Source organism: Larkinella sp. C7 (assembly GCF_006149005.1).
Lineage (GTDB): Bacteria > Bacteroidota > Bacteroidia > Cytophagales > Spirosomataceae > Larkinella.
Genome location: NZ_VBSL01000001.1, coordinates 499,779 through 526,628, shown reverse-complemented (window position 1 = coordinate 526,628; position 26,850 = coordinate 499,779). Strand labels below are relative to the sequence as shown.

General features: G+C 51.0%; 21 protein-coding genes. 12 read left to right on the top strand and 9 right to left on the bottom strand.

Annotated features, from left to right (window positions below):
* Nucleotides 1–35: 35 nt before the first annotated feature.
* On the bottom strand, nt 36–2,432 hold the full coding sequence (locus tag FH871_RS02100; protein WP_138989676.1) for an alpha-L-rhamnosidase C-terminal domain-containing protein: 2,397 nt from the start codon (nt 2,430–2,432) through the stop codon (nt 36–38).
* 154 nt (nt 2,433–2,586) lie between these two features.
* Here FH871_RS02100 and FH871_RS02095 point away from each other — a divergent pair, with 154 nt between their 5' ends.
* Nucleotides 2,587–4,551 (top strand): metallophosphoesterase, encoded by a 1,965-nt coding sequence (locus FH871_RS02095; protein ID WP_138989675.1) that lies wholly within the window; start codon nt 2,587–2,589, stop codon nt 4,549–4,551.
* Nucleotides 4,552–4,726: 175 nt separating this feature from the next.
* Nucleotides 4,727–6,772 carry a tetratricopeptide repeat-containing sensor histidine kinase gene (locus FH871_RS02090; RefSeq protein ID WP_138989674.1) on the top strand — a complete coding sequence of 682 codons (2,046 nt, stop codon included), beginning with the start codon at nt 4,727–4,729 and terminating at the stop codon, nt 6,770–6,772.
* 21 nt (nt 6,773–6,793) lie between these two features.
* Here FH871_RS02090 and FH871_RS02085 read toward each other — a convergent pair whose 3' ends face one another.
* A complete protein-coding gene (locus FH871_RS02085; protein ID WP_138989673.1) occupies nt 6,794–7,822 on the bottom strand; it encodes a YpdA family putative bacillithiol disulfide reductase in 1,029 nt (342 codons plus the stop codon).
* A gap of 259 nt (nt 7,823–8,081) precedes the next feature.
* Here FH871_RS02085 and FH871_RS02080 point away from each other — a divergent pair, with 259 nt between their 5' ends.
* Both FH871_RS02080 and FH871_RS02075 read left to right on the top strand, forming a co-directional pair.
* Nucleotides 8,082–8,672, top strand: a complete 591-nt coding sequence (locus FH871_RS02080; protein WP_138989672.1) for an NAD(P)H-dependent oxidoreductase — start codon at nt 8,082–8,084, stop codon at nt 8,670–8,672.
* 6 nt (nt 8,673–8,678) lie between these two features.
* The gene (locus FH871_RS02075) at nt 8,679–10,565 is read left to right on the top strand and encodes a monovalent cation:proton antiporter-2 (CPA2) family protein (RefSeq protein WP_138989671.1); all 1,887 of its coding nucleotides are present in this window, start codon (nt 8,679–8,681) and stop codon (nt 10,563–10,565) included.
* Between the two features lie 83 nt (nt 10,566–10,648).
* On the opposite strand, the gene FH871_RS02070 is transcribed toward FH871_RS02075, so the two are convergent.
* Nucleotides 10,649–11,023, bottom strand: a complete 375-nt coding sequence (locus FH871_RS02070) for a DoxX family protein (protein WP_138989670.1) — start codon at nt 11,021–11,023, stop codon at nt 10,649–10,651.
* Between the two features lie 241 nt (nt 11,024–11,264).
* Here FH871_RS02070 and priA point away from each other — a divergent pair, with 241 nt between their 5' ends.
* Genes priA through FH871_RS02055 form a run of 3 tightly spaced genes read left to right on the top strand, consistent with a single transcriptional unit; the run spans nt 11,265 to nt 14,379 of the window.
* Nucleotides 11,265–13,769 carry a primosomal protein N' gene (priA, locus tag FH871_RS02065; RefSeq protein WP_255516850.1) on the top strand — a complete coding sequence of 835 codons (2,505 nt, stop codon included), beginning with the start codon at nt 11,265–11,267 and terminating at the stop codon, nt 13,767–13,769.
* 20 nt (nt 13,770–13,789) lie between these two features.
* On the top strand, nt 13,790–14,026 hold the full coding sequence (locus tag FH871_RS02060) for a DUF433 domain-containing protein (RefSeq protein ID WP_138989669.1): 237 nt from the start codon (nt 13,790–13,792) through the stop codon (nt 14,024–14,026).
* Nucleotides 14,026–14,379: a DUF5615 family PIN-like protein gene (locus FH871_RS02055; RefSeq protein ID WP_138989668.1), complete on the top strand. Its 354-nt coding sequence runs from the start codon at nt 14,026–14,028 to the stop codon at nt 14,377–14,379. Before FH871_RS02060 ends, FH871_RS02055 begins: the two co-directional genes overlap by 1 nt.
* 184 nt (nt 14,380–14,563) lie before the next feature.
* On the opposite strand, the gene FH871_RS02050 is transcribed toward FH871_RS02055, so the two are convergent.
* Both FH871_RS02050 and FH871_RS02045 read right to left on the bottom strand, forming a co-directional pair.
* Complete coding sequence (locus tag FH871_RS02050; protein ID WP_138989667.1) at nt 14,564–15,025, bottom strand: hypothetical protein; 462 nt, start codon at nt 15,023–15,025, stop codon at nt 14,564–14,566.
* Nucleotides 15,026–15,114: 89 nt separating this feature from the next.
* Nucleotides 15,115–15,531 (bottom strand): hypothetical protein, encoded by a 417-nt coding sequence (locus tag FH871_RS02045; protein WP_138989666.1) that lies wholly within the window; start codon nt 15,529–15,531, stop codon nt 15,115–15,117.
* Nucleotides 15,532–15,663: 132 nt separating this feature from the next.
* Between FH871_RS02045 and FH871_RS02040 the strand changes: the two genes are divergently transcribed.
* Both FH871_RS02040 and FH871_RS02035 read left to right on the top strand, forming a co-directional pair.
* On the top strand, nt 15,664–16,686 hold the full coding sequence (locus FH871_RS02040; protein WP_138989665.1) for a YafY family protein: 1,023 nt from the start codon (nt 15,664–15,666) through the stop codon (nt 16,684–16,686).
* A gap of 44 nt (nt 16,687–16,730) precedes the next feature.
* Nucleotides 16,731–17,711, top strand: coding sequence for a carbohydrate-binding family 9-like protein (locus FH871_RS02035; RefSeq protein ID WP_212768192.1), 981 nt, complete (start codon nt 16,731–16,733; stop codon nt 17,709–17,711).
* A 15-nt stretch (nt 17,712–17,726) separates the two neighbouring features.
* Here FH871_RS02035 and FH871_RS02030 read toward each other — a convergent pair whose 3' ends face one another.
* The 4 genes from FH871_RS02030 to FH871_RS33730 all read right to left on the bottom strand — a co-directional run bounded on the left by FH871_RS02030 (nt 17,727) and on the right by FH871_RS33730 (nt 22,482).
* Nucleotides 17,727–18,584, bottom strand: coding sequence for a DUF3037 domain-containing protein (locus FH871_RS02030; RefSeq protein WP_138989664.1), 858 nt, complete (start codon nt 18,582–18,584; stop codon nt 17,727–17,729).
* 4 nt (nt 18,585–18,588) lie between these two features.
* Complete coding sequence (locus FH871_RS02025) at nt 18,589–21,090, bottom strand: S8 family peptidase (RefSeq protein ID WP_138989663.1); 2,502 nt, start codon at nt 21,088–21,090, stop codon at nt 18,589–18,591.
* Between the two features lie 9 nt (nt 21,091–21,099).
* The gene (locus FH871_RS02020) at nt 21,100–22,089 is read right to left on the bottom strand and encodes an AAA family ATPase (RefSeq protein ID WP_138989662.1); all 990 of its coding nucleotides are present in this window, start codon (nt 22,087–22,089) and stop codon (nt 21,100–21,102) included.
* A gap of 228 nt (nt 22,090–22,317) precedes the next feature.
* Complete coding sequence (locus tag FH871_RS33730; protein WP_229316942.1) at nt 22,318–22,482, bottom strand: DUF1569 domain-containing protein; 165 nt, start codon at nt 22,480–22,482, stop codon at nt 22,318–22,320.
* 503 nt (nt 22,483–22,985) lie between these two features.
* Between FH871_RS33730 and FH871_RS02010 the strand changes: the two genes are divergently transcribed.
* From FH871_RS02010 to FH871_RS02000, 3 genes are all read left to right on the top strand, one after another.
* Nucleotides 22,986–24,737 carry a PQQ-dependent sugar dehydrogenase gene (locus tag FH871_RS02010; protein ID WP_138989660.1) on the top strand — a complete coding sequence of 584 codons (1,752 nt, stop codon included), beginning with the start codon at nt 22,986–22,988 and terminating at the stop codon, nt 24,735–24,737.
* 316 nt (nt 24,738–25,053) lie between these two features.
* Nucleotides 25,054–25,722, top strand: a complete 669-nt coding sequence (locus tag FH871_RS02005) for an RNA polymerase sigma-70 factor (protein WP_138989659.1) — start codon at nt 25,054–25,056, stop codon at nt 25,720–25,722.
* Nucleotides 25,723–25,755: 33 nt separating this feature from the next.
* Complete coding sequence (locus FH871_RS02000; protein WP_138989658.1) at nt 25,756–26,838, top strand: FecR family protein; 1,083 nt, start codon at nt 25,756–25,758, stop codon at nt 26,836–26,838.
* The last annotated feature ends 12 nt before the right edge of the window (nt 26,839–26,850 follow it).

Sequence of the window (26,850 nt, the reverse complement as noted above, 5' to 3'; positions counted from 1 at the left end):
TCATTCTGCCACTCTTAGTCTTGTCGTTTAAAGGATTATAAACTAACCGTTTGCTGCCCTTCCTTCAAAACCACCGTTTTCCCTTTCCATTTCAACGTTCCCGTCAGGCCGTCGGGCAGGGTGACGGTGCCTTTCAAACCGCCGGTGGGTGTTTTGTCAAACCGTACGGCAATTTCCCCCGCCGGGTGCGGCATGGCACCTTCCGCAAATTGCAGATTCCCCAGATACGGGGTGATGAGAACCGAACCAAAACCGGGCGAGGCCGGATTGATGCCGCAAACCGTTGATAGAAACTCGTAATTTGGGGCGGCACTCCAGGCGTGGCAGTCGGAGCGGGTGGGTTCGGGGTTTTCAGCAAACGTCGTCAGGCCCATCGCCAGCATGTCGTGCCACGGTTTCAGCATCGGCAGAAACTGATCGGCCATCCCGGTTTTTTTCAATGCCTGAAACAGATAGAACTTGAAGTAAAACGTCGCCTGAATCAGGGTCGGGTCGGCCATGATCTTCTGCATCAGTGCTTTTTGCTGCGCCACCGGCACGGCGTCGGTCAAAATCGCCCAGATGTTGGCGTGCTGGCTGAAGCCGGTTTTGTCGGGCGTGTCGGCCATCAGGCCCCGGCCCGCATCCCAGCAGCGGTCGTAGACATTTTTGGCCAACCGGAGCCCCACCAGGCGATAATGTTCGGCCTGCTGGTTTTTGCCGTAATGATAAAATACCTGCGAAATCCGCTGCATCGTGTAGGCCTGTTGCAAGGTTAGAATGGCCGAACCGCCTTTGCGTGCGCCCTTCGGCACCCCGCCCATGCCTTCTTCCGGGGCGTCCCACTTCGCCCAGTCGACAAAATTCCACCATTCCAGCGGGCCGTTCAGACCGTTGGTCGCCAGTCGTTTTTCGTGCCAGTCCAGCACGCTCGTGATGCCTGGCAGCATGGATTCGACAAACGGATCGTCTTTCCGGTGCATCCAGTAATCATACACCATCGTGACCCAATACAGCGAAAACGGCGGAATGACCTGAAAATCGGCACTTGGATAGCGGCTTTGCGTGAGCCCGTCGTTGAAACGGCTGTGGTCGTAATCTGCAATGGCTTTCCGCATCAGCCGGTCGTCGCCGGTTACATACAGCGAAATGAACGACTGAATGCGCGTATCGCCGGTGTACTGCAATTGTTCGTAGTACGGACAATCGTAATATGTTTCGCCCGCACAGAGCCGCGCCGTTCGCCAGCCGACGGTCCAGATGGGTTTCAGGCTTTCGTCACTGCTCGCAAACCGGGCTTTTTCCTGAAACGGGTAGCCCGTAAAATGACCCATCAGATCGTGAACTTCCAGCGGTTCGCCTTTGGTTTCGATGGTGATCTGCAAATACCGGTAGGTTCGGAACAGCAGCGGACGAAAGGTGCGTTTCTGCTTGCTGCCATCGCCTACAAACTGATCTTCAAACCCGATCAACTGCTTGCCTTCCACCTGGTTGCGGTTGCCTTTTTGCCGTTTGTCGTCCACCATCGCTTCGGCGTAGCCCAGCGTAATGACGGCGTCTTTTCCCCGGCTGACGGTCAGTTCAGGAAAAGCGTTGGTCAGATGTCCCTGATCGAGAAGAATAATGGCTTTGTGGTTGCGGTGAACGGTAAACGAGTTTTTCCCCAGTAAAAAATCATCGTCCACATCGACGCCTTCCGACCGCCGAACCGTTGCCAGCCGTTGCGGAGTTTCTTCCATGAACGGTATGGTGCGTGCCACCAGATTCCAGTTGCCGTCCGTCCCCAGACCCCGCGGTTTGGCGGGCCAGCCGATCGGTTTGGCGGGTGTCCAGGCGGCATCGTCAAACGCCGGTTCTTCCCAGCCCCAGGGATATTTGGCGGCTTCGACCCGGTCGCCCGCACCCATGACAATGTACGTCCGCAGTTTCGGGATGTCGTTGATCACCGGCGAATAGGCCGGATTCTGGTAGATTTTCCAGGTGTTGTTGGTATTGACCAGCTGTTCGGCGTCGCCATCGCCCTGCACGATAAACCCAAACTGGTAGTGCATCTGGGCAAAAGGGGCGTATTCGGCCATGTAGGTCACCACGGCGGCCAGGGTGTTTTTGCCCGCATTCAGGTACGGGGCGATGTCGACAGTTTCGTAATTCCAGTTTTGCAGATCGCTGCGGGCAGGGCCGGAAACGACGGCTTTGCCATTGACAAGCAGCCGGTAACGGTTATCGCCCGATACGTTGATGACGAAGCGACCCGGCTTCTGGGCCAGATCAAAACTCTTGCGGAAATGATAGACGCCATAGGCGCGGATCGGAGCCGTTGGGTGACCAATCCACTGGGCTTTCCAGAAGTCCGTTTGCCAGCGCGGATTCGGTTTGGCCAGTTGGGGAGCGGGGGTTTGGGCGAAGGAAAGATGGACTACCAGCAGGAATATGAAAAGGAGTAAGCGGGTCATAGTTGGGTAATAACGTTTTCTCTGCAAAATTGCACTATTTAAAACATTTTCGGCAGCCCGTCGACCCGGTTTTATTTAACGATAGGTTGCATGAAATGTATACTACCCAATTTCTTAACACCGCCGTAACCCGATAAATCCCTATTTTTAACGAATGAAACAACCGCTTCGTAAACCGTTCGGATTGGCCCTGCTGGCCTTTACGCTCCTTCCTATTTTTGCCGCTCTGGCGCAGCCTGCGCCGAAAACCGTTCTGGGCGACTGGTGGTTCTGGCCCGATTACACGCTGGAACGAAACGCCCGGAATTATCCCGGCCCCCGGAAAGAATCCCCGACCACACCGGTGGTGGCGGCTGCGGTCGAAACGCCCGCCCTCACGTTTTTCGGAGAAAAACCGACGGAGCGCATCACCAACCTGCTGCCCGCCTTTGCTCCGTCCGGAAAGGCCTTTGCCGTTGAACTCTGGCTGCTCAATCACGTCAATGAACCCGTTGGCGCGCTGGTAACGCTTCGGAATCGGCAACGGCCCGAGCAGGGAAACTGGCTGCTCGGTTGTTACGGACAGACGATGCTGTTTTCGCTGAAACCCGATGAACTGTCGCAGTTTACAGTCGGAAAAAACCAACCCAGGGGCGGAACGGAAACGACAACCAAGACATCCATCCTGCGAACCGTGCAGGAAAGAGGCTGGAAAAAACGCTGGAGCCACCTGGTCGGCAATTACGACGGAACCCGTCTGGAATTGTACCTGAACGGCAAAAAAATCGGCGAAATTCCCCAGACTTCCCAGACGGTTTCCGGAACCGACTCGCTGCAACTCGAAATGGCGGCTTACCTGCGTCGCGAACCGTATATGCAGTGGGGTGATCTCGTCAAAAATGTACGGATTCACAACGCGGCCCTGACGGAGCAGGCCATCGCCGGCCGGTTTGCGGAGCTACAGCAATTGGTTGAGGACGGACGGTTGTATCCGGATCTGTTCCATTTCAACGCCGGGCCGTATCTGAATAGCGTTCAGCAGGAAAGCATTCGACTGGTTTGGGAAACGGACCGACCGGCGTCGGCGGTGATTCGCTACGGCGACCGGCAACCGTTGAGCCATACGGTAACGGTTCCGCTAACGGAAGGCAGAGCCCACAACGAAGGGAAAGTACACAGTTACATTCAGGAAGCCATGCTGAAAGACCTGAAACCGGGAACGCCCTATTTTTATGAAATTGAAGCGAAGTCGAAAACCGGCGAAACCATTTCGTCGGGCATCCTGACCTTCAGCACTGCCGTGAAGGCAGGCGAGGCTTTTACGTTTGGGGTGATCGGCGACACCGAAGCACGGCCGCATGTCAATAACCGCGTTGCGGGGTTGCTGTGGGATGAACGGCCCAATTTTGTGCTGCACGTGGGCGATCTCACCGACGGGGGCGAACAGCCGTATAAATTCGAGTGGAACTACGAGTTTTTTACCGGCAACCGGCAGCTTTCGGGCCGGGTGCCGTTTTTTCCGGTTCCCGGCAATGGCGAAGGCGATTTGTACTGGTATAAGCAATACCACGCGCTGCCCGAACCGAAAGCGTACTACAGTTTCCGGTATGGCGACGCAGAATTTTTCATGCTCAACAGCAACGAGGAGCAGGAGTTTGCACCCGGAGGTAAACAGTATGTATGGCTGGAAGCACAACTGAAAAAATCGACTGCCCGCTGGAAATTTGTGGCCCACCACCACGCGCCCTATTCGCCGGATGAAGACGATTATGGCAATGCCTGGACCCGATCCACCGACATGGGCGATGTTCAGATCCGGAAAATCATTCCGTTGTACGAAAAGTACGGCGTGGATCTGGTATTCTACGGCCATTTGCACACCTACCACCGGACGCTGCCCATTCGGGAAGGGAAAGTAAACCGCAAAAAGGGCATTACCTACATTCAGGTGGGTGGAGCGGGCGGCAATCTGGAAGACTTTGCGCCCACCCGGCCCTGGTTTACGGCCAAAGCGTTCCGGGGCTACCACTACAGCACCCTAACGCTGGCCGACGGTCACCTGAATTTTAAAGTCTACGATACGGAAGGACGTTTGAAAGATTACCTCGATCTGGAAAAAGCCGAGCGGGAAAAACCATAAGTAGTTTTCTGTATTAGTTTGAGCAGGATGCTGCCGGTTAACAGACGTTGAATTTGTCTTTTAATCGGGGAATAGGGCATCCTGCTTTCTATTAATCGTAAAAAAATCTATTTTAATTGCCAAAAAAATATGAGTAGTTTGATAGCGATTAGCGTGCTCAACGTGTATAGAAAGTATGATAAAAACGTATACCCTTCTTATTATAGTTGTTATAGGATTAGCGATAGCCTGCGAAAAATCTCCCAACCACCATTCTGACCACACTGCCTGGGCCGACAGCACGGCCGAACGGGCCACCAACCTCATGGACGGGAAGAATCCCGCTTTGGCCATGCGGTATCTGGACTCGGCTTACCATGCCCTGCGCAAGCCCGGAATTGGTGATTTATGGAAAAAATACGAGGTAAAAGCGATCTACTATACCTATTACAAACAAGATTTTGTAAACAGAAGGCTGTATATCGACAGCATGTTTACCATTCTGAAAAGCAAGGAAACGACCTACCCGTATGAATATGCCCACACACTGTATACCCAGGCTAATCTGTTGCAGGAAGAGAAAAAGTATAATCACGCTTTTAAAGCATATTACGATGGGCGCAACTTTTCGAAGGGAAGTCTGGACAATTGTAGCCTGAGTGATTTCAGCAATGCCCTGGGAATCATCCGATACAGACAGGAACAATACCGACAGGCTATTCCGTATTTAAAACAGGCCTGGCGTGAAATAAACTCGTGTTCCAATCCGGCTTTTCAATACAGTTTTATTCAGCGCCAAAGCGTGCTCAATTCAACGGCGCTTTGTTTTGAAAAAGCGGGACAGCCCGATTCGGCCATCTTCTATTACAACCGCGCCCTGGGGTTTATCAATGCGAGTTTCCAGCAGCATCCGCACAAACAGGATTTCATCACCACCGCCCGCGCCGTGGTTGAGGGGAATTTGGGGGGCGTCTATGGACGGTTGAACCGGTTTGAGGAAGCCGAAAAACATTTGCAGACGAACATCCGGCTCAATGACCGGCCCGGCTTTTCGATTGAAGATGCCCAGACGGGCAAAACCAAGCTGGTCAAATTATACATCGGCCATAATCGTTTGCCCCAAGCGAAGTCGTTGCTCGACGAGCTGGAATCCGATCTGGTATCGGGTCGCGGAAAAAGCAGTTCGCACGGGGAAATTTGGGAAAGCTGGTATCAGTTAAAATGGCAGTATTACGACAAAGTGGGCGATTTGGCCGGAGCCTACCGGTTTTCAAAGAAATACCATGCCTACCGCGACTCGCTGGATCACCTCAACAACGGATTGAAGAATGTTGACATCGACCAGGTGCTTCGGGAACACGACCAGAAATACCGGCTCTCGTTGCTGGAGAAAAGCAGTGAATTGCAGAACACGTATGTGATCGGCTTATCGGTTTTTCTGGGAATGGCCCTGTGTCTGGCGTTTGTCATCTGGCTTTCCTACCACCGTTCCCGGACCAACGTGAAGAACCTGACGGAACTCAACAGCCAGATGCAGCAGGCACTTTCGGCCCTGGAGAACAGCCAGCGGGAAAATGCCCGGCTGATGAAAATTGTGGCCCATGACCTGCGCAACCCGATCGGAGCCATGTCGTCGATGGCCGAGCTGATGCTGGACGATGACAACCGGGCCGAAGAGGACCGGGGCTTTTTGAAGCTGATCAAAGACTCCGGCACCAGTTCGCTTGAACTGGTCAACAATTTGCTTCACATGGGCGGCTCTTCGGAGGGACATTTCAAAAAAGAAGAGGTAAACCTGGCCGATCTGGTCCAGCATTGTGCCGATATGCTGGCGCTTCGGGCCGCCGAGAAGCAGCAGCGCATCCGGCTGAATCTTCAGCCCGCCGTGCTCTGGCTTAACTATGAAAAGATGTGGCGGGTGGTTAGCAACCTGATTTCCAACGCGATCAAATTTAGCCCCGAAGGAACAGTTATCGAGGTATCGATTGAAAAAGACCAGAAATCCGTTTCCCTCATTGTCAGGGACGAGGGAATTGGGATACCGCCGGAGGTGGGTAGTAAAATTTTCGATGTTTTTACTGAATCGAAACGAAAAGGCACCTCCGGCGAAGAGTCGTTCGGGCTGGGCCTTTCCATCACCAAGCAGATTGTTGAAGCCCACGCGGGAGAAATCTCGTTTGAAAGCGTCCCGAATCAGGGCACGACGTTTCAGATTGTGCTGCCGACTTCTGGTATGGCGTAAGTTTTACGACAAAAAACCTCCTCAAATCCGCTCAATCAGCTCCGCTACTTTCCGCACCGGTTTGCCTGTGATATGGTCAATAATCGCCTTGGCGTGGTCGCGGCCGTTTTCGATGAACACTTTTTCGGTGTAAATACCGGCCATGACCGTGCCGCAGACGTACAGACCCGGCACATTGGTTTCGAACGTTTCCTTGTCGTAGGTCGGCACCTGGGTTTCGGGATTCAGCGAAACGCCACACTCCTTCAGCAGATCGGCATCAGGAATGTACCCCGTCAGCATGAGCACAAAATCGGCGGGCAATTCGCTTTCTTCACCGGTTTCCACCTGGGTCAGGCAAACTTTGCCGGGTTCGATGCGGGTGACACAGGTGCTAAACCGGGTGTGAATTTTCCCCTCCTTGACCCGGTTTTTGACATCCGGCACCAGCCAGTATTTGACGGTTTTCCGGAAATCGTCGGCCCGGTGAACAATCGTTACGTGGGCATCGGCCCGGTACAACTCCAGAGCCGCTTCCACCGCCGAGTTCGACGCGCCGATGATGACGACGTTGGTGTAGGAATACTGAAAGGGTTCGTCGTAATAGTGGCTGACGTGTGGCAAATCCTCACCCGGAATCGCCAGCGTGCGGGGTTTGTCGAAATAACCCGTCGCCAGAATGATCTTGTGGGCCTGGTAGGTGCGGTCGTTGGTCGTAAACACCGTAAACAAGTCTACCGAATCTTTTCCTTCTTCCTGGGGCGGTTGATACCGGGTGATGTGCTTGACTTCCGTGAACAGCTTGAAATTCAGCTTGAAATAACCGGCCACCTTGCGGTAATACTGCAAGGCTTCGGTGCGGTTGGCTTTCACGCCCGCAATCGGAAACGGAATGCCGCCGATCTCGATGTTTTCGGCCGTCGAGAAAAACCGCATCATTTTCGGATACCGGCGGATGGATTCGGTCAGACTGCCTTTTTCCAGAATCAGATGGCTCAGTCCGGCTTTGGAAGCTTCGATAGCGGCCGCCAGACCGCAAGGCCCTCCGCCGATGATAATCACGTCGTACATATAGCGTTGCCCGTTGAGCAAGTTGGATCAGATGGACAAATTAAGAATACCAAAATTAGCCAAAGAAGTTCTGATTCGCGGGATATTTCCCCGAAATCGCCGGGATTGCATTGTCCGAAGCGGTCTTCAGGCAGTCGCCCGCGCTCCCCATCGGTTTTTATTTCTTCAGATTTGGCTTAAATTTGACTAGACAGCCCTCCTGTGCCGGACTGGCAAACCGGTCGCGCAGGTGGTCTGAGTCCATCTTTTCCCGAATCGCATGTCGTCCGTATTGATCCTTTTTGCGCATCCCGCTTTAGAAAAATCCCGCACCAACCGGCTTTTGCTGGAAGCCTGCCGGTCGGTGGAGGGCGTCACCGTCAATGACCTCTACGAAGAATACCCGGATTTTGACATCGATGTGGATCGGGAGCAGCAGTTGTTACTGGATCACGATTACATCCTCCTGCATCATCCGTTTTACTGGTACAGTTCCCCGGCCATCGTGAAACAATGGGAAGATCTGGTGCTCGAACACGGCTGGGCGTATGGGCGGGAAGGCAGGGCGCTGGTGGGTAAAAAAATACTGAACGTGCTGACCACCGGCGGGCGCCACGAAGCCTATGAAGAAGGCGGCTATAACCGCTTCACCATGCGGCAATTTCTGGCCCCCTTCGATCAAACGGCGTATTTGTGCAAGATGATTTACCTGCCGCCCTTCGTCGTCCACGGCACCCACCGGCTTTCCGAACCCGAAATGCACCGGTATGCGAGTCAGTACAAAAGCCTGCTGATGCTGCTGACCACCGACCAGATTGACCTTGAGGACGCCAAAACGCGTCGGTATTTGAATGAATTACTCGTCGATTAAAACCTTATGAATCAATCCGTACTTATTCAGGCCATCGTTTACCTGGCTTCGGGTGTTTTGTTTGTTCCGATTGCCAAACGGCTGGGGCTGGGCTCGGTGCTGGGCTACCTGATCGCCGGTATTATGATCGGCCCCGCTGTGCTGGGGCTGGTGGGCGAAGAGGGACACGACATCATGCATTTTGCTGAGTTTGGCGTTATCATCATGCTGTTTCTGGTGGGGCTGGAACTCGAACCCGAGCGGCTTTGGAAACTGCGCATGCCGGTGTTGGGCCTGGGCGGTTTGCAGGTGCTGTTGACGGGACTGCTGACGAGCGGACTGGCCCTGACGACCGGTTTGCCGTGGCAGCCATCGCTGGCGCTGGGCATGATTCTGGCGATGTCGTCCACCGCCATCGTGCTGCAAACGCTGAACGAAAAAGGGCTGATGCAAACGGCCGCCGGGCAGAACACGTTTGCGGTTTTGTTGTTTCAGGACATTGCCGTCATTCCCATTCTGGCCATTATGCCGCTGCTGGCCACCTATCCACTTCCAGCCGGAACTGATCAACACGATCACATTGCGTTCATCGACGGTCTGCCGGGCTGGCTGCGACCTATTGTGGTCGTGAGTGCGGTAGTGGGGCTGGTGCTGATGGGCCGCTACGTCATGCAACCGGTTTTTCGGATTATTGCCCGAACCGGCATGCGGGAGGTCTTCATTGCCACAGCCTTGTTGATGGTGGTGAGTATTTCGGTTTTGATGGAAATGGTGGGACTAAGCCCGGCCCTGGGCGCTTTCGTCGCGGGGGTGGTGCTGGCCAACAGCGAGTATAAACACGAACTGGAAAGTGACATCGATCCGTTCAAGGGACTGTTGTTGGGGTTGTTTTTTATCTCCGTCGGGGCCGCCATCAATTTTGAGTTGATTGCCGAAAATCCATTGCTGGTGGTCGGCATCGTGCTGGCAGTGATGGTTGCAAAAGCACTGGTTCTGGCGGTACTGGGGAAGATTTTTCGATTAAAAACCGATCAGAATCTGCTGTTTTCGCTGGGGCTTTGTCAGGTGGGTGAGTTTGCCTTCGTGCTGTTTTCCTTTGCGTCGCAAAACGGTATTCTGGCGAAGGAAACGGTGGATCTGATGACGGCGGTGGTAGCCATCAGCATGGGGCTAACTCCGCTGGTTTTTCTGGCGAATGAAAAACTGTTGCTGCCGCGACTGGGTACGAAGGAAGTGGCTGAGAAAGAGCCGGATACGATTGATGAAAAGAACGCGGTGATCGTCGCGGGTTTCGGGCGGTACGGCAACATCGTCGGGCGGTTTTTGCGGGCTAACAACATCGGAACCACGGTCCTGGATTTTGATTCGGATCGTGTCGATACGTTGCGGAAACTGGGCATGAAAGTCTATTACGGCGATGCGTCCCGCTATGACCTGTTGAAATCGGCCGGCGCGGAGGATGCCAAACTGATGATCATTGCCCTGGATTCGGCGGAGAAATCGCTGGAACTGGTCGAAACCGTCAAGAAACACTTTCCCCATTTGAAAGTCCTGGTGCGGGCCAGCGACCGGGAAGATACCTACGATCTGATGGATGCGGGGTTGACCTACATCTACCGCGAAACCGTCGATAGCTCGCTTCGGATGGGCGTCGATGCCATGACCTTGCTCGGGTTTCGGGCGTACCAGTCGCAGCGGGCGGCCCGGTTATTTCTGAAACACGACGAAAAAGCTTTGGCGGGGCTGGCCGCGGTCCGTCACGACCGGAAGCAGTATTTCAGCAGTGCCAGACAGCGCATTCGCGAACTGGAAGACCTGCTCAGTTCCGACGAAAAAGACCGCTGGTTGAAAGATGTCGAGGACGGCTGGGACCCGGAATCGCTGCGGAACGAGTTCAAACAGCAGAATCTTTAAGACGTTCATTCTTCCCGCTCCTGAAAGCGAAAAGCCAGACTGAATACTGTAGTCTGGCTTTTCGGCTGATGGTTAAAAACTCTTCAAATTCTTTCCTGAATAGTGGTTGGAAAAAAGACGGTTTTGTCGCGCAGGAAAGCGGCTATCCAGACCAGCACCAGCACCATAACCGCCCCGGTCAGCGGCCCTCCGTGAGACAGTTCAGCGGCCATGGCTCCGGCAAAATAACAACACAGCAACACGAAGCCCAGCTTCATGGTTTTGGGATACAGGAACAGGCCCGCAAAAGCAATTTCCATGATCCCCAGCATGGGAATGTAAGGCCCTACGCCCGCGTTCGTCAAGGTTTTTACCACGTCGGCGCTCCCCATCAGTTTCATAACACCGCTGAGAATCACCATACCACTGGCGACAACCGTAAAAAGGATGGCGATAATTCGTTTCGTTTTTGCGTTCATGATCTTCCTTTGGTTAAATGCGAACATCTTCCGAAATGATCCGAAAGGCGTCGTTTGTTCGGCAGTAAAAGTACAGCGGATCACTATGCAAAAGATAGCACTATCCCAAAGGATACCGGTATCCTTTGGGATAGTGGACAAGAGGGGTAGAAAGGAATGATAAATATCAAATGATGGATGATGAATGTAAAAGTGCCGCGGCAATTGCTAACTTGCTATACGAAATAAAGCCGTACCCATTGTGCAATCATTGCCCCAGACATTTGCTTTCGACGAAGAGACTACCTATTTCGCTGACCTGATCATCCCCGTTCCGATTCCGAAACTTTTTACGTACCGCGTGCCGCGCGATATGGTGGAACGGCTGAAGGTGGGCGCGCGGGTGATTGTGCCGTTTGGCAAAAACCGGGTCTATACGGCGGTAGTAAAGAACATTCACCACCAGCCCCCAAATGCCTATCAAGCCAAATACATCCTCGAATTGCTGGACGAATACCCGCTGATTACCGGCTATCAACTGGCACTATTTGCCTGGATGGCAGAATATTACCTTTGCAACATCGGCGATGTGCTGAACGTGGCCCTGCCGTCGGGACTGAAGATTACGAGCCAGTCGAAAGTGCAGTACAACCCGGATTTCGATTATCCCGAATTGCTGACAGACGACGAAGTGCGCTTGCTGGACGAGCTCAAAAAGCATTCGTCGCTGTCGTACGAAGAACTGGGTCGGCTGGTGGGAGAGACCAACGTGCCGGGCACGATCAAACTCCTTGTGGGCAAACGGGCGGTGATCGTTTTCGACGAAGTGCGGGAAAAATACGTGCCGAAAATGGTGCGGAAAGTCCGGCTGACGGAAAAATACGAAAACCGGGAGGTGATGCTGAGTTTGATTAACGGACTGGAAAAGTCGCCGAAGCAGCAGGAGGTGGTGATGAAATACCTGAGCTACGTGCCGGTATTGAACAATCCCACGCTAAACCGCAAAGGACTCGACAAGACCATTCTGAACCAGGACGATGAGGTGTCGCAGTCGTCGCTGCAAACGCTGATCAAAAACCAGGTTTTCGAAACCTTCGAGATCATCGTTCCGCGTTTTGGCGATGAGGATATGCAAAATGTGGAGGTAAAACTGACTGACATTCAGCAGAAAGCCTGCGACGACGTCATCAGCCAGTTCAACGAGAAAGACATTGTTCTGCTGCACGGCATTACCGGAAGCGGCAAAACGGAAGTCTACATCAACCTCATTCAGAATGCGCTGGAGAGCGGTTCGCAGGTGTTGTATCTGTTGCCCGAAATTGCGCTGACCACCCAGATTGTGGTCCGGCTGAAGAAAGTGTTTGGCGATAAAATGGGGATCTACCACTCCAAATTTTCGGACAACGAGCGGGTGGAAGTCTGGAAGGGCATCGTGGACGGGCAATACCAGTTTGTGGTGGGCGTTCGATCGGCGGTTTTCCTGCCGTTCGATAACCTGGGGCTGATTATTGTGGACGAAGAACATGAAACGTCGTACAAACAGCACGACCCGGCCCCGCGCTACCACGCCCGCGACGTGGCCATGATGATTGCGCACTGGCAAAAAGCCAAGGTGCTGCTCGGTTCGGCCACGCCCTCCATCGAAAGTTATTACCACGCGCAACAGGGCCGCTACGGTTTTGTTGAACTGCTGCAACGCTACGGCGACGCCATGCTCCCCGACATTGTGCTGGTGAACACGCGGCTGGAAAAGCAGCAGAAGAAGATGAAAAACGAGTTTTCGTCAGTTTTGCTCGACCAGTTGCGGCAAAATCTGGAGCGGAAAGAGCAGAGCATTCTGTTTCAGAACCGGCGCGGCTACTCGCCCTATCTGCAATGCGAAGATTGTGAGTGGACGGGGCGTTGCCCCAACTGCGACGTCAGCCTGACCTATCACATGCGCGATGCCGAGATGCGTTGCCACTATTGCGGCCACAAAGATCCGGTGCCGAAAAGCTGCCCGGCCTGCGGTTCGTTCAAGGTGCGGACGATCGGTTTTGGGACGGAAAAGCTGGAGGATCAGCTTCAGATCGTGTTTCCCGAAGCCCGGATTCAGCGGATGGATCTGGACACGACGCGGGCCAAAAATGCCTATCAGCAGATTATCTCGGAGTTTGAAGGCGGCAACGTCGATATTCTGGTCGGGACGCAGATGATCAGCAAGGGGCTGGACTTCGGCAACGTCAGTCTGGTCGGTATTTTCGACTCCGACCGGATGATTCACTACCCGGAATTTCGGGCCATCGAGCGGGCATTTCAGATGATTACGCAGGTTAGTGGCCGCGCCGGGCGTCGGGCCGACCGGCGCGGAAAAGTACTGATTCAAACCAGCAATCCGCAGCAGGCGGTTTTGCTCAAAATTCTGGAGAATGATTACCGGGGGCTGTTTGAGGAAGAGATCGTGGAGCGGGAAAATTACAACTATCCGCCCTTTTCGCGGCTTATCAAGCTAACGGTCCGGCACGCCGAGCAGAGCGTCAGCCAGAACGCGGCTCAGCGGCTGGTGGCCCGATTGACCGAAAAGCTCGGTGAAGCGCGGGTGCTGGGGCCGGAAGTGCCGCTGGTCGAGCGCATTCGCAACCAGTATCTGTACACGATTCTGATCAAGCTCGAACGCACCATCAGTCCCAAAGCCGCGAAGGTGTTTATCCTGGAAAAAATCAATGAGCTGCTGAGTGACAAAGGGTTGAAAGCCGTAACGGTGGTGGCGGATGTGGATTGTTTGTGAAATTGTCTATACATTGTATTATGAACTGGAGAAATTATATACATTCCGACCCCGAAACACTGCTTGGCAAACCGGTCATTAAAAACACCCGTATTTCAGTGGAGTTACTGCTTGAACTTTACGGGAAAGGGTGGACCGAAGAAATGATATTGGAAAGCTATCCAAGACTGACACGCGAAGATATTCGGGCGGTTTTTTTCTACCTGAACGAGTGTTTACGTCAGGAACTCTATTTCCCGTTTAAAGCCAGTGCCTGATGCGGTTTCTTGCCAATGAAAATTTTCCGGGTCCAAGTATTCGACGGCTGCGTGCGGAAGGCTATGACGTGATTAGTATCTCCGAAACAAATGGTGGCTGGAAAGATACGCAGGTTCTGGCTCAGGCCGTTGCTGAGCAACTGATCATCTTGACTTTTGACCGGGATTACGGAGAGCTTTTATTCCGTTATCGATTGGAATCACCTCCGGCAGTTGTCTATTTTCGTCGAAAAGGCAACACTCCTGATGATGCTGCTAAAATTTTGATTGACTTACTTTCGACCCGTAAGATTGACATTCTAAACCATTTTACGGTCATTGACGAAGATGGAATTCGACAGCGGAAACTGTGATTACCGCCGATAAAACCCCGGAGGTAAAATCAGGACATGCGTGAGTACCAGTACTCGAATCAAAACCGAATAGCAGGACAGTCTGAAAACCATCAGCGGTTTATTCTGAAACACGATAAAGAGTGCGATTTTCAAAGCCATGAGGGGGTGGGCGGGTGCGGATTGAAAAAAAGAAACCATCGTTTTAAGCCAGCGCTTTTCTGAACAATTCTTCCCGACTGCGAAAAATACTACGACTCACTTCCGACCCGCAACTCCCCGGACTTTGGGAGCAGAAAGCCCGCAGGCTGGTCGGCAGCGCATCGTAACGCGCCAGCGCCATCAGCCAGACGCTGCGGTCCTGATAGGGAGCCAGCAACGCCCGGGCGCGGTTCAAATAGCGGTGTTGCCGGGGTTTCCAGACGGGGCGTTCCCCGTAGACCAGTCCCTCGCCGTTCAGCAGGTTGGGAAGGGCCTGGGGGGGCGCCAGCGGCAACAGTTCCGCCAGTAGAAAAAGCCCCAGTTCGACATTCAACAGCCGGTTGGCCAACTGGCCGGGCAACTCGTGTTGAAACCGGAGTTGTGTCGCCAGCGGCTCCTGCCAGTGCAACGGAAACGGGCTCAGTTGGCGGGCAAGGGGGGTGTTAGACAGGGGTAATGCGTTCATCAGTATGGTTGTTTACCGTTCGTTGTATACAAAAATAAACCCACCAGAACGTAATCTTTTTACGTTGTCAATTAATTTTTAACTTTTTTTTACCCCAACACTTTTCGTAAAACCGTCAGGCGATTGCGCGAAAAGCCCACGGTTTTCAATCGAAATCCGCTGCGGTCACAACTGATGTCGTAGGCCTGAAGATGAACCGGAACGGCAACGTACTGTTCCAGTAGGTCCTGCCAGCAGGTTTCCCGGGTCAGATGGGTCAGCAACGCCAGACCCCGGTTGCGCAGTTTGTGCTGGCGGGTGGTCCAGCTTAGGCAGGCCGGGCTGGTCGGATGGTGGTCGATCAGCAAACCGGGCAGGGCGTCGGGGGGTGCACTCGGCAAGAGTTGCGAGAGCAGAAAAAGCCCCAGTTCAACATCCAGAAGCTGGCGGGCAGAAAGCTGGACCGGCCGCCGGGCGGTTAAAACCGGGTGTGTTGCTGGTTGCGGAGGTGCGAAGAGCGTGTTCATGGTCATGTTGTTCCTGTTCGGCTGGGTGATTCGAACCCTACAAAATTGATTTTGCCAGAACGTAATCTTTTTACGGCCTTTGATTTTTCTGCGATTTTTTTTCGCTTCTTTGTTCCAACAAAAACCGAACGCATGCCCATTACCCGCTCCGCCTTCCAACGCTATCGCCTGATCGACGAGGTGATCAGCCGCTATCCCCGCCGGTATTCCAAACAGGCGCTGTTCGAACTGCTTCAGGACCGTTGCGGCATTCGGTCGGTGTCGTCGCTGGAAAAAGACATTCAGCGGCTGCGTGAAGACCACAACGCGCCCATTGCCTACGACAAACGAAGAAACGGCTATTACTATACGAATCCGCAGTTCCGGCTGCTCCGGCTCATGCTCACGCCCGACGACATGGAAGCCCTTGACTACGCCCGCGAGGTGCTGGCGGCCACGCAGGGGGCATCGGTGGTGGCGGAATTGACCAACGCCCTCCAGAAAGTCCGGCAAAGTCTGGACATTGTCCGGGAGGTGCGACCCGAAGACGGAAATGAATCGGGGATGCAGCGCAAAGTGGTGTATGTGGAAGAAAAAGTGCTGGGCGGAAACCGGCAGTATGTTCCGGTGCTGATTCGGGCCGTGAATCAAAACCGGCAGGTGTCGTTTCAATACCACAAACACGCCGATCCCGAAAGCGAGTCGTCCGCATCGGCCCGAACCCTGCACCCGATTTTGCTGCGGGAAGTGGCCGATAGCTGGTATGTGATTGGCTATGATGCCCTGAGCGGCAAGGAGAAAACGTATGCCCTCGACCGCATGGCCGAACTGGAGATTCTGGACGAACCCTGCGCGGTGCCGCCATCGGTTCTGGCCTATGTCGCCGAGTTGTTCGATCACATCTACGGCATCACGGACACCACCGATCCGGTGGAGGAGATTCTGCTGTCGTTCACACCCCTGTTCGGGTATTACGTGAAAGCCAAGCCGATTCACCAGACGCAGGAAGTGCTGCGCGACGACGAAACCGAGTGCATCGTCCGGCTCCGGCTGGCGCCCAACCGCGACCTGCTGATGCACCTCCGCAGCTACGGCGAACACGTCAAAGTGCTGAAACCGGCGAGTCTAGCGCAGACCATCACGGAGTCGCTGCGGACGACGCTGGGGCGGTATTGAACCGCCTGTGATCTTACGGAAATACACCTGAAATTTATACCCGAATGAAAAAATACCACCCCGTTGCTTTGACTCCCTTCCTAATTGTGTTCCTCAGTTTCCTGTTCGTTCAAAGTTCGGTTTTGGAAAATCGATTTCAGAACACGAGCCAACTGGCTGAAAATAGCCCTGGACAAACGGACCGGAATGCGAAAACCGCTGCGGACTCGACCGGCTGGGCCTTTCCGTGTGACAAAAACACCATCGAACAGTATACCGCCTACCGGACCTTAAAACCGCCCATGATCGACGGAAAACTGGATGAGGAAATCTGGACTAAAATCCCGCGTTCACCCCGGTTTGTCGATCTGGTTTCGGGCGGTAAGACGTTGCACGATACGCGGGCGGCCGTCTGCTGGGACCAGGAGAATCTCTACGTGGCCTTCTGGGTGGAAGAACCCTACATCAATGCCAAACTGGCGAATCACAACGATCCGATTTATTCGGAAAACGATGTAGAGGTGTTTATTGCCGGGAAGGATACCTATTATGAATTTGAAATCAATGCGTTGGGTACGCGTTACGAAGCGTTTTTTATCTGGCAGGATGCCTACGAAAAAGGCGGTTTCGGGCAGGATTCCCGCTTTGCGCTTTCCAATCCGGCGGTTCGGAAATTCAACGGCGTCGGGTTCAAAAGCCACCCCCGGGGGCTGCGCTACGGTTCCTGGGATTTCCGGTTTCCAGGCCTGCAAAGTGCGGTTTTCGTGGACGGCACCCTCAACAACAACCAGGATCGGGACCGGAAATGGACGGTGGAGCTGGCTTTCCCCTGGAAGAGCATGGGCGACCTTGCCAAAGCCGACCACCGCGCGCTGCCTCCGAAGAACAACGACGTCTGGCGCCTTGATTTTTCGCGCTTCAACACCTACAAGGAAGCCGCCCCCTCCAACGACCACGGCGGCTGGGCCTGGAACTCCCACCGCGTCTGGGATTCTCACGTGCCGGAATGTTTTCCGATGATCCGGTTTTCGGAGAAGGGGTTGTAGGGGGGGAATTAAAGGCTACCGTAAGGCTTCCGCCGTTTTCTCAGAATAGCTATCCAACTCGTTTTCTTCCACGATTTTTACCTTTGGCACCCTTTCAATCTGTTGGAGGGCATCATCATAGGCGCTATACAGATGCTTGTCTTTCGGGCGGGCCACCAGCAGGTCGAAACGAGCGTTGTGTTCGTTGGCATAGGGTTGCAGAAAGCTGAATTGACCGAAATTGAAGGTGGCTTTCTCGTGAATGGAATCTTCTGATTTCAGATCGAAACTAACCGGTTTTACCAGGTTGTAGGTGCCGTTCTGCCAGGCGAAAGGGAATTTGTAGCTGAAGTTGGTTCCTTCGGGTTTGATCGTAAGCGGATGTTCAAAAGCTTCGCGCAACGATACGCCGTTCAAGCGTTGTCGAAGTCGTTTTTGAAATTCTTTTACCAAATAACTCTCATCATGGGGAATACGGTATTCTTCCGGCTGATCATAGAAGGACAGATACAATCGGTAGAATTGATCACTGATCGCTGCCAGATCGTTGGTGTAGAGGACGGCAGTTTTGACGTCACTGAACTGCAAGGCACTGGAATCGCGGATCAGGATTTCATGGTCGATCAGTTGACGCGGATGCTGCTCATAATTGGCAAAGATTTCCGGCTGTTTGGATAATTGACTCGTCCGGGCTGCAATGCCCTTGAAATAGGACCGAATCGTTTTATCGGCAAATTTAGGATAAAGCTTTTTAATGCGGCCCAATCTTTCGGGATGGATAAAAACCGCCTGACGTTGCTCAGGAAACAGGAGCAATACCCCAACGTTCAGTACCTCACCCAGCGATTGAGCGTACCGGTATTGCAGGATGCTATAGTAGAAGACGGAATTCACGCGATTAAACCTGTTGTTGAATCTGTATTTCTACCTCATTAGCAATGCGGATTTTTTCATACACGTTAATGTCCGCATTTAAATACTCGAAACTAACCACAATAGAGTACGGAACTTCGGCGTCAGGGTCTTTGTCCCAGCCCTTGTGACCAACTATTGCAATGGAAAACTCTTCAATCAACTTATTGGAAGGTATAACACACCAATCTTTTTGTAATGTACTATCCTGACGCCTAAAATCTCGTACATCACCATGAGCCACATTTGTACGAATGCTCCAAGGTATCGATTCGTAATTACGACGTCTTTGTTCGACAGTGTCAAAAGGCTCCCCGTCTAGGTATTCAACAACCCGTTGGGCAAATTCATCATAACTTTCTCCAATTTTAGTAGATTCCCAAGAAAGCCAAGTTGATAAGTAGGAGTTGGTCTTACGTCTTGTTCGTCTTGGTTTGGCTTTGAATGCCAGTGTAATTTCAAGGAGTACAGAATATTCATCTCCTTGTCGGCGTATTTCCTCTGGGATAGCAACAGTATAGATGTGTGCTTTGCTTCCGCTCAGACTGTCTGACGCAAACAATGTAGCACGATTAGGTTGGTTACCTAATGCACGAGTCTTTGAAGGAATACCGTACCCATATAAACGTAGGTCAGTGCCTGTCGGTTTAAGAAACTTTTCTTTGGGCAATCTGGCCGATTGCACCAGTAAGGCCCTATAAAGCATCACTGAGGTAGTAGGTAATAACTGTTGTAAAGCAGCAAGAATATGAGTGACTTTAGGGGCGGCAAACGAAGTGCCTTTATCGTCACGTCCAACAAAATACCCTCCGTGCAAGGTTGATCGGATTAAGGCTGGGCATATACTATGGTGCGTTGTAAGAGTATTGTCAAACTGCTTTTTGCGGATCCAGTCACCACCATATTCAACAACGTCAGGTTTGACAGTTCCCCACATGCCCGGGCCAGTCTTACTAAAGGAGGATGGGTCGTCTTTCTGACCAAAAGATTGGAGGTCTTCATCTTCATAGCCGTCCAGACAAACAGAACCTACAGCCAACGAGAAACTACTCTGTGATGGTTCGGATAACCTACTACTGGTATTTTCGATCAAATAGTCAGGATAAGGAACTGCGTTTTGTAGATTTGCTACAATTTCCGGTAATCGAATATTGCCAACTGCTGTGACGAATATTACGTCGTGTTTCCAAATTAATTGATCAAGTGTAGCCGCCCATTCTGACATATGAATTTGCTCACAGGGAATATGTGCGGCTATCGAAAGATTGAAAATTTTTGTCGGTTGGTACCGCTCAACAATTCGAATCATTAGTTCGGAAGGTGACACAGAATCAGATAAAATATTGGAACTATCCAAGATTTTAGCGTTCTGTATCCAAAATGGTAATTCATACGTCCCATTAACCGGGATTTGGTCAGGATATAAGATAGCGCCAGCAACCTTCGTACCGTGCCCACCATTACGCACTTCATCGGCTACGTCGGTTTCGTGTCCATCAATAAAGCAGTAAGATGCTGCGCTATCTATAGCAGGGTGTAATAATTGATGCCCTTCCATAATACCACTATCAATTACACACACTCTCGGAGCATCAGGCAAGGGTGCTGTAATATTGGCTCCAAATACGGTAGGTAAGGCACTATTTTCGGAATCTGGTATATTGATTACAGGTGCTTCACTGACATCAAACAAGAAAGGGTATGTAAGAACTAAATCTTTCAAGCCTGCTCCAGTGAGTTCTACTCGGCAACCAAAACTGTCGTTTAGGTCAATCATTGAGCCAACAATACGACCTGCAATACCACCTACAAAGCGCTCAAAATCATTTTGCCGCTGCATTGATCGTGCGTCGTATAATTCGCTGCGTTCATTACGCCATTCTGCTAATCTTACAGCGTATGAATTATTTGACTCCGTTTTCCTACGTTTAGGTGGATCATTTTCCACTATGTTACATGCAATACCGACATCAACTTGATAAATTACTTTGTCATCAATCAGATCCCATTTGGCAAGTAGGGATTCTGATAAAATCTCATCAATACGCCACTGATGACCAGACTCAATATCCCATAAAAGGGCTATTCTGGCTCCCCCATGCCGTTGTGTCAAAAAGCGTTGAATTTTATCTTCAAGGCCAATAAAGTTGTCTGTACTTACACCAATAATGTAGCCATTGTCTCGTTCAGATACGATCTCTATGTTGAAAGCTTTCCTAATGAATTCGATGTCAAAGCAATCAGGATCGATACGTAAAAAAATAGGGACTTGGTTAGGATTGAGCACTGGAGGAAGGTTTAAGGCTTCTCTTTCTTTTAATAGATCAGCCCATTCTCTTCTAATAACGCCATAATTATTGCGTAGAGTAGATCCGTGTTGGTTAAAGTTTAGCTTTCTATTGGAAGTACCTTGACTTTCTTTACCACCGCCGTTCGTTTTGGGTTTTCCTACTTTTTTTTCACGTAGAGATAGATGCTCAAATCCCATACATTGCTATTATTTATATTGACTATTTTCCTTAATTGCTTGCCATATAAGTTCTTCTGATAGCTGTTCCTTTCCCATTATAACGCCCATTTTTGCTGCGTCCTGAGCTATTTTTACAACGAGAGCAGCCGAAAAACCATCCATGTAAGTAACAAGCTTTGACCAATCTATCTGAGTGCTTAGTTTAAAAGCAGACAAAGTCATCTTTAGTAAAGAATCAATTTCGCGCTTTTGTGGCAAGGGTATTTCAATTATATCGTCAAATCTCCGGAATAAAGCTTTATCTATGTTTCCTTCCAAATTTGTAGTTGCAATTAACAAACCCGGCGCATCGTAATCCTCTAGAAGATTCAGTAGAATATTTACTACTCGGTGCATTTCGCCTACATCTTGCGCAGTTGTCCGCGACTGAGCTATGAAATCAAACTCATCTAGTAATAACACGCAAGGGTATGACTTGAGTGATTCGAATAATTTAGTCAGATTTGTGGCCGATTCACCTAAGTACGACGAAATAATAGCTTCGAAACGGACCTTCAAAAAAGGTAATCCGATGTTCCATGCGATTCGTTCAGCACTCATGCTCTTACCACATCCTGGATGACCATATAGCAAAATCTTCTTCTTCGGTTTTAATCCAAATCGCGCTAATCGATCCCGCGCGACATACTCTTTCTCTATTCGCTGAATTTTCGTTTCGATATCTGTAGGCAATACCATTTCGTGCCGTAACAATTCTCGTTCGACTGGGGTCGCTAATGGTAATTTGTTGCGTGTGTCGGTCGGAATCGTTACGCCTTGCGGCATAAGTCGTTTTAATTCACCTTGAAAACCTTGACGTTTAATGTTTTTTTCTAATATGTCGATTAGTCGGTCTGCTAGCCGGTCGTGACCTTTATTGCGCTCGTCCTCCACGATTCGATACGCCACCTTCACAATGTCATCATCGCGGTCTCCCTCAATAGAGCGAAACAAGCGAGTCATTAGATCTTGATTCATTATTGATTAACGGAAATTTCCGTTACGAATTGGTTCTGATATCGAATTCTCAATGCTTTAGAGTATCTCTAATTTAAGGTAAATAAACGCAAATATTTACTGTCTATCAGCTTTATTCACCGGCTAAAGATGTATTTATCAACGAAATATTGAAAGTTGATGTTTATGGAAGTTCAATGAGCGAGTCAACCATAAGGCACGCTCTATGTAAAAATGTGACCATTTCCCTCACACCCCAAACTGCCCCAAATGGTGTTCCAGATGCTTATAAAACATCGTATTCCATTCATCTTTACTCAGATTGCCAAAAGAATGTGATTCTTTGTTGTCAAAGTGGTTTTCGCCCAGTTGCTGCGTTTTGGAGAGGTAAGCGATCAGGCGGTTCTTTTCCACATCAAAATCCCGCGAATCTTTAATGAGAAAGGCGGGGGCGGTTTGCGAATTGCGTTGGTAGGGTGCCGGACCGGTGACAGCTTTCTTTTTACCCCACAGAGATTGGGTATCCGGTTTTAGTTGGTTAATGCGTTGAACTACTTTTTCTGAAAACGGCGGTGGTGAAAATGTTCGATAACGTCATTTTAGTGGGGTAAAGAGGTTTCGGCTTTTTCGATGACGATGGATGCGGTGGGAATTGGGCACAAGGTTAAATTATTTTTTTGAATTTTTTAGGTTCAGGCCCCGTGAAGCCTCCCGACTGTTTAGCCCATACCAACTTTAAGGCGTTGGCGGATCGAAAAACCGCTGGCGTTTGATTTTCGCAAAGAAATGACCTAATTTTCAACCTCGTTTGAAAATTAAACAACCGAATGAATTTACGAATGCTTCTTGCCCCTAAATCCCCTCAAAAATACGTAAATAAGACTTCATGCGGATTCACAAAACCCTTTTCAGGGCCTATGGCATCCTGGGTCTTTACACTGCTCAATCTGCTGGTTATCTGCACTTTTTCGCACGGGCAACAGCCTACCAAAAAGCCCACCGCAGCCAAACCGCCAGTCACAACCACAACGGGCTATTCCACCAACCAGGCGGTTTTGACCAAGGGACAGCAGTTGTTCCAGCAGAATTGTACGGCCTGTCATAACTTCCTGCAAAAAGGCATCGGGCCGAATCTGGCCAGCGTGACGACGGAAGTGCCGGTGGACTGGCTCCGGAAGTTCATCCGCAACGCTCCGGAGGTCATCAACAGTGGCGATGCCCGGGCGCACGAGCTTTTTGAAGAATACAAGCAGATGATGCCGCCGTTTACGCAGCTCAGCGAGGGCGACATCACCGCCCTGACGGCCTACCTGCACTCGAAACGCAAGGTATCGACGGTCGATGTCGGCAGTGAAAACCTCGGTGCAGTACTGAAGGACCCCATTCCGACGAAAATACCACCCTCCGGGTTGCGGATTCAGTTGGAAGAAGTGACCACCGCCCCGGCCAGTGCCGAAAAAATACCGCTGGCCCGCATCAACAAAATGCAGGTGCTGCCCGGAACGAAAAACCGGCTGTTTCTGGAAGATCTGCGGGGAACACTGTACGAAATGGAGGGCAATTCGCTGCGGCCGTTTATGTCGATGGCGAAAGAACGCCCGAATTTCATTCATGTGCCCGGTTTGGCTACCGGTTTTGGTAGCTACGCCTTCCACCCGGATTTTTACACCAACGGCCTGTTCTACACCACCCATACCGAAAAAGCCAACACGGCCCCGGCCGATTTTGCCTATCCCGACTCCATCAAGGTGACGCTGCAATGGGTGCTGACGGAGTGGAAACTGCCCGACCCAACGGCCGCGACCTTTGCCGGCACGGGCCGGGAACTGCTGCGGCTCAACATGGTAAGCCCGATTCACGGCGTTCAGGAAATTACGTTTAACCCGATGGCGAAACCGGGCACCGCCGATTACGGCATGTTATACATCGGCATCGGCGACGGCGGAGCTACCGAAAATGGATTTTATTTCATCTGCAAAGACCGGAGCCGACCCTGGGGAAAGGTGTTGCGCATCGACCCGAAAGGCACCAACAGCACAAACGGGAAGTACGGTATTCCGCCCCACAACCCGTTTGCGAAGGATCCGACGGCCCTGAAGGAGATTTTTTGCCAGGGATTCCGGAACCCCAACCGGATTAGCTGGACGCCCGATGGCAAGATGCTGATTTCGGACATCGGTCAGGCGCAGTCGGAAGAGCTGAACCTGGGCGTTGCCGGGGCGAACTACGGCTGGCCGGATCGCGAAGGCACCTTTGTCATCAATTACCGGGGCCGCATGGACCGGGTGTACGCCCTGCCCGCCAACGATGCGACCTTCAAGTATACGTATCCCGTTGTTCAATATGACCACGACGAAGGCAACGCGTTCTCCGCCGGTTTTGTCTATTCGGGAACCGCCATTCCGGCCCTGACGGGGAAATACATCTTTGGCGATATTGTCAGCGGGAAAGTCTACTACGTGGAAAACAGTCAGCTACAGCCCGGCAAACAGGCTGAAATCAAGGAGTTGAAAGTGGAAGTGGCCGGTAAAACCGCTACGTTTCAGGAGTTGAGCCAGAGTAAAAAAACGGATTTGCGGTTTGGTCTGGGGCTGAATCAGGATTTCTACATCTATACCAAAGCCGATGGCCGGATCTACAAACTGGCCAACTGCGTGCCCGATAAATAACCTGACGGAAAAACCGTACAGAGCTATTTTTACAAACTGATTAGTAAACGTTAGCCGGTATACGCGACAGCTTTTTCGCTGCGCTGTATACCGGCTATTTTCTTGCCATTCCTTTCTCCGCTTTCAACCTGACGAGCCACCCGAAACACCGGATTCAGGCTGGGAATGGGGTATTGAAAAATAGTAGAAAAGAAATGTTTTTTTAGTGTGGGGTAAAATAACAAAACTTTGTCTTTGAATTAGGATATTTTTCCGGCCTGGTAGACATACCGTCAACCATTCTCTACAACGTGCGTAGCGTGTATTCTCTGACCCGATGAACCCTGAAGAGCAACCTTTAGAAGCGTATCACGCCGACCGAACCGGGCCACGGATTTCAAAAGAATCGGAACAAACCCGGGTGATTTCCGACGAGTATTTTATTCAGAACTGTTTCGCTTCGTCTCCCCAGAAAGGGTTTGAGTTGCTCTTCAGAAAGTACTACACCAATTTATGCAACCACGCGATTCGGTATGTGTATTCGAAAGAAATAGCGGAAGACGTTGTTGCGGAAGTTTTCACGAATTTCTGGAATAATAAGGTGTATGAAACCGTCGCTATCTCGTACCGGTCCTATTTATACACCTCCGTCAAAAACCGCTCCTACAACTACATAAAACAGGAGTTAAACCGGAATGAAAACCTGGATACCCGCGATGAGGACGCGGATTATTTTAACGCCATTGCGGTGCTGCAACCAGACGAAATCCTGCATTTCCATGAGCTAAGCCGAAAGCTGGAAGTGGCCATTCAACACCTGCCCAAACAATCCCGGAAAGCGTTTCAGCTAAACCGGCTGGAAGGCAAGAAATATGCGGAAGTCGCTTCCGAAATGGAATTAACGATTAGCGCGGTAGAACGGTTGATCAGCAGAGCGTTATCCCGGATCAGAGAGGAGCTGAAACACGAGTACTTACTCAGTTTATTTCTGCTGTTTATTCTCTAAGTCAGTGAGTGATACGATCCAAATCCCGCCATTATGGAATCTTCATTACTAAAGAAAATCGTATTTGATTATTTTGATCATAAGTGTACCACGATTCAGCGGAAACTGATTGAAGAGTGGCTTGCGGATAAAAATAATCTTGATCTGTTTCATCAATACCTGGATGAATGGGAGTCACAACATCCCCAGTATAATTTTGATCCGGACACAGGATTGGAAAAGGTATACCGATCCATTCAGGCACCGGAAACCGGACAAAAAGCAAGTGTAGTTCAGGCCAAACAATTCCGGTTAAACTCGCTGTTCAGATGGCTTTCCGTGGCATCCATTGTTTTAGTTCTGGGTTGGATAGGATGGACTAAATACACAGAATCCCCCGCTATTACCTACCGAACGCTCATCAATACGGTAAAAGAAGGAACCGGTGAAATTTATGAAAAAGAGAACCTGACCAACGGCCCTATCCTGGTAAACTTACCCGACAAAAGCTCCGTCATTTTACAGCCCCAAAGCCGGATCAGTTATTCACCGAAGCTGTTTAATAAACGGAAACGCGAAGTGGTTCTGGTTGGGGAAGCTTTTTTTGAAGTGCAGAAAAATCCCGAAACGCCCTTTTTTGTATACACGAGAGGATTGATTACCAAAGTATTAGGCACCAGTTTTCTGGTAAAAACGCAGGCCGAATTTTCTGAAGTTGTGGTGAAAACCGGGAAAGTCGAAGTGTTTCTGCATAGCGATAAAAACAAGGATAAGAAAATGACCAGCCACCAATTGGAGGGGCTGGTTTTAGAGGAAGATGAACGCATCAATACAAACCCGAATCAGCATACCTTAAACCAACCGCTGACGGTCGATAAAACCAACCTGAAACTCCCCATTCAAAGCCTGAGCTTTAATTTCGATGAAACGGCGGCTATTACCGTTATCGAAACGTTAAATAAAGCCTATCATGCGAACATCGTTTATGATAGCACCCGCTTGTCTTCCTGCAAACTGACGGCTCATTTGTCGGACGAACCCTTATTGCAAAAAATCGAATTGATCTGTATTGCGCTTGAAGCCAGTTACGTCGAAAACGATGGTCGAATACAGATCAAGTCAAACGGATGTAAATAAACCGGTTTCAGA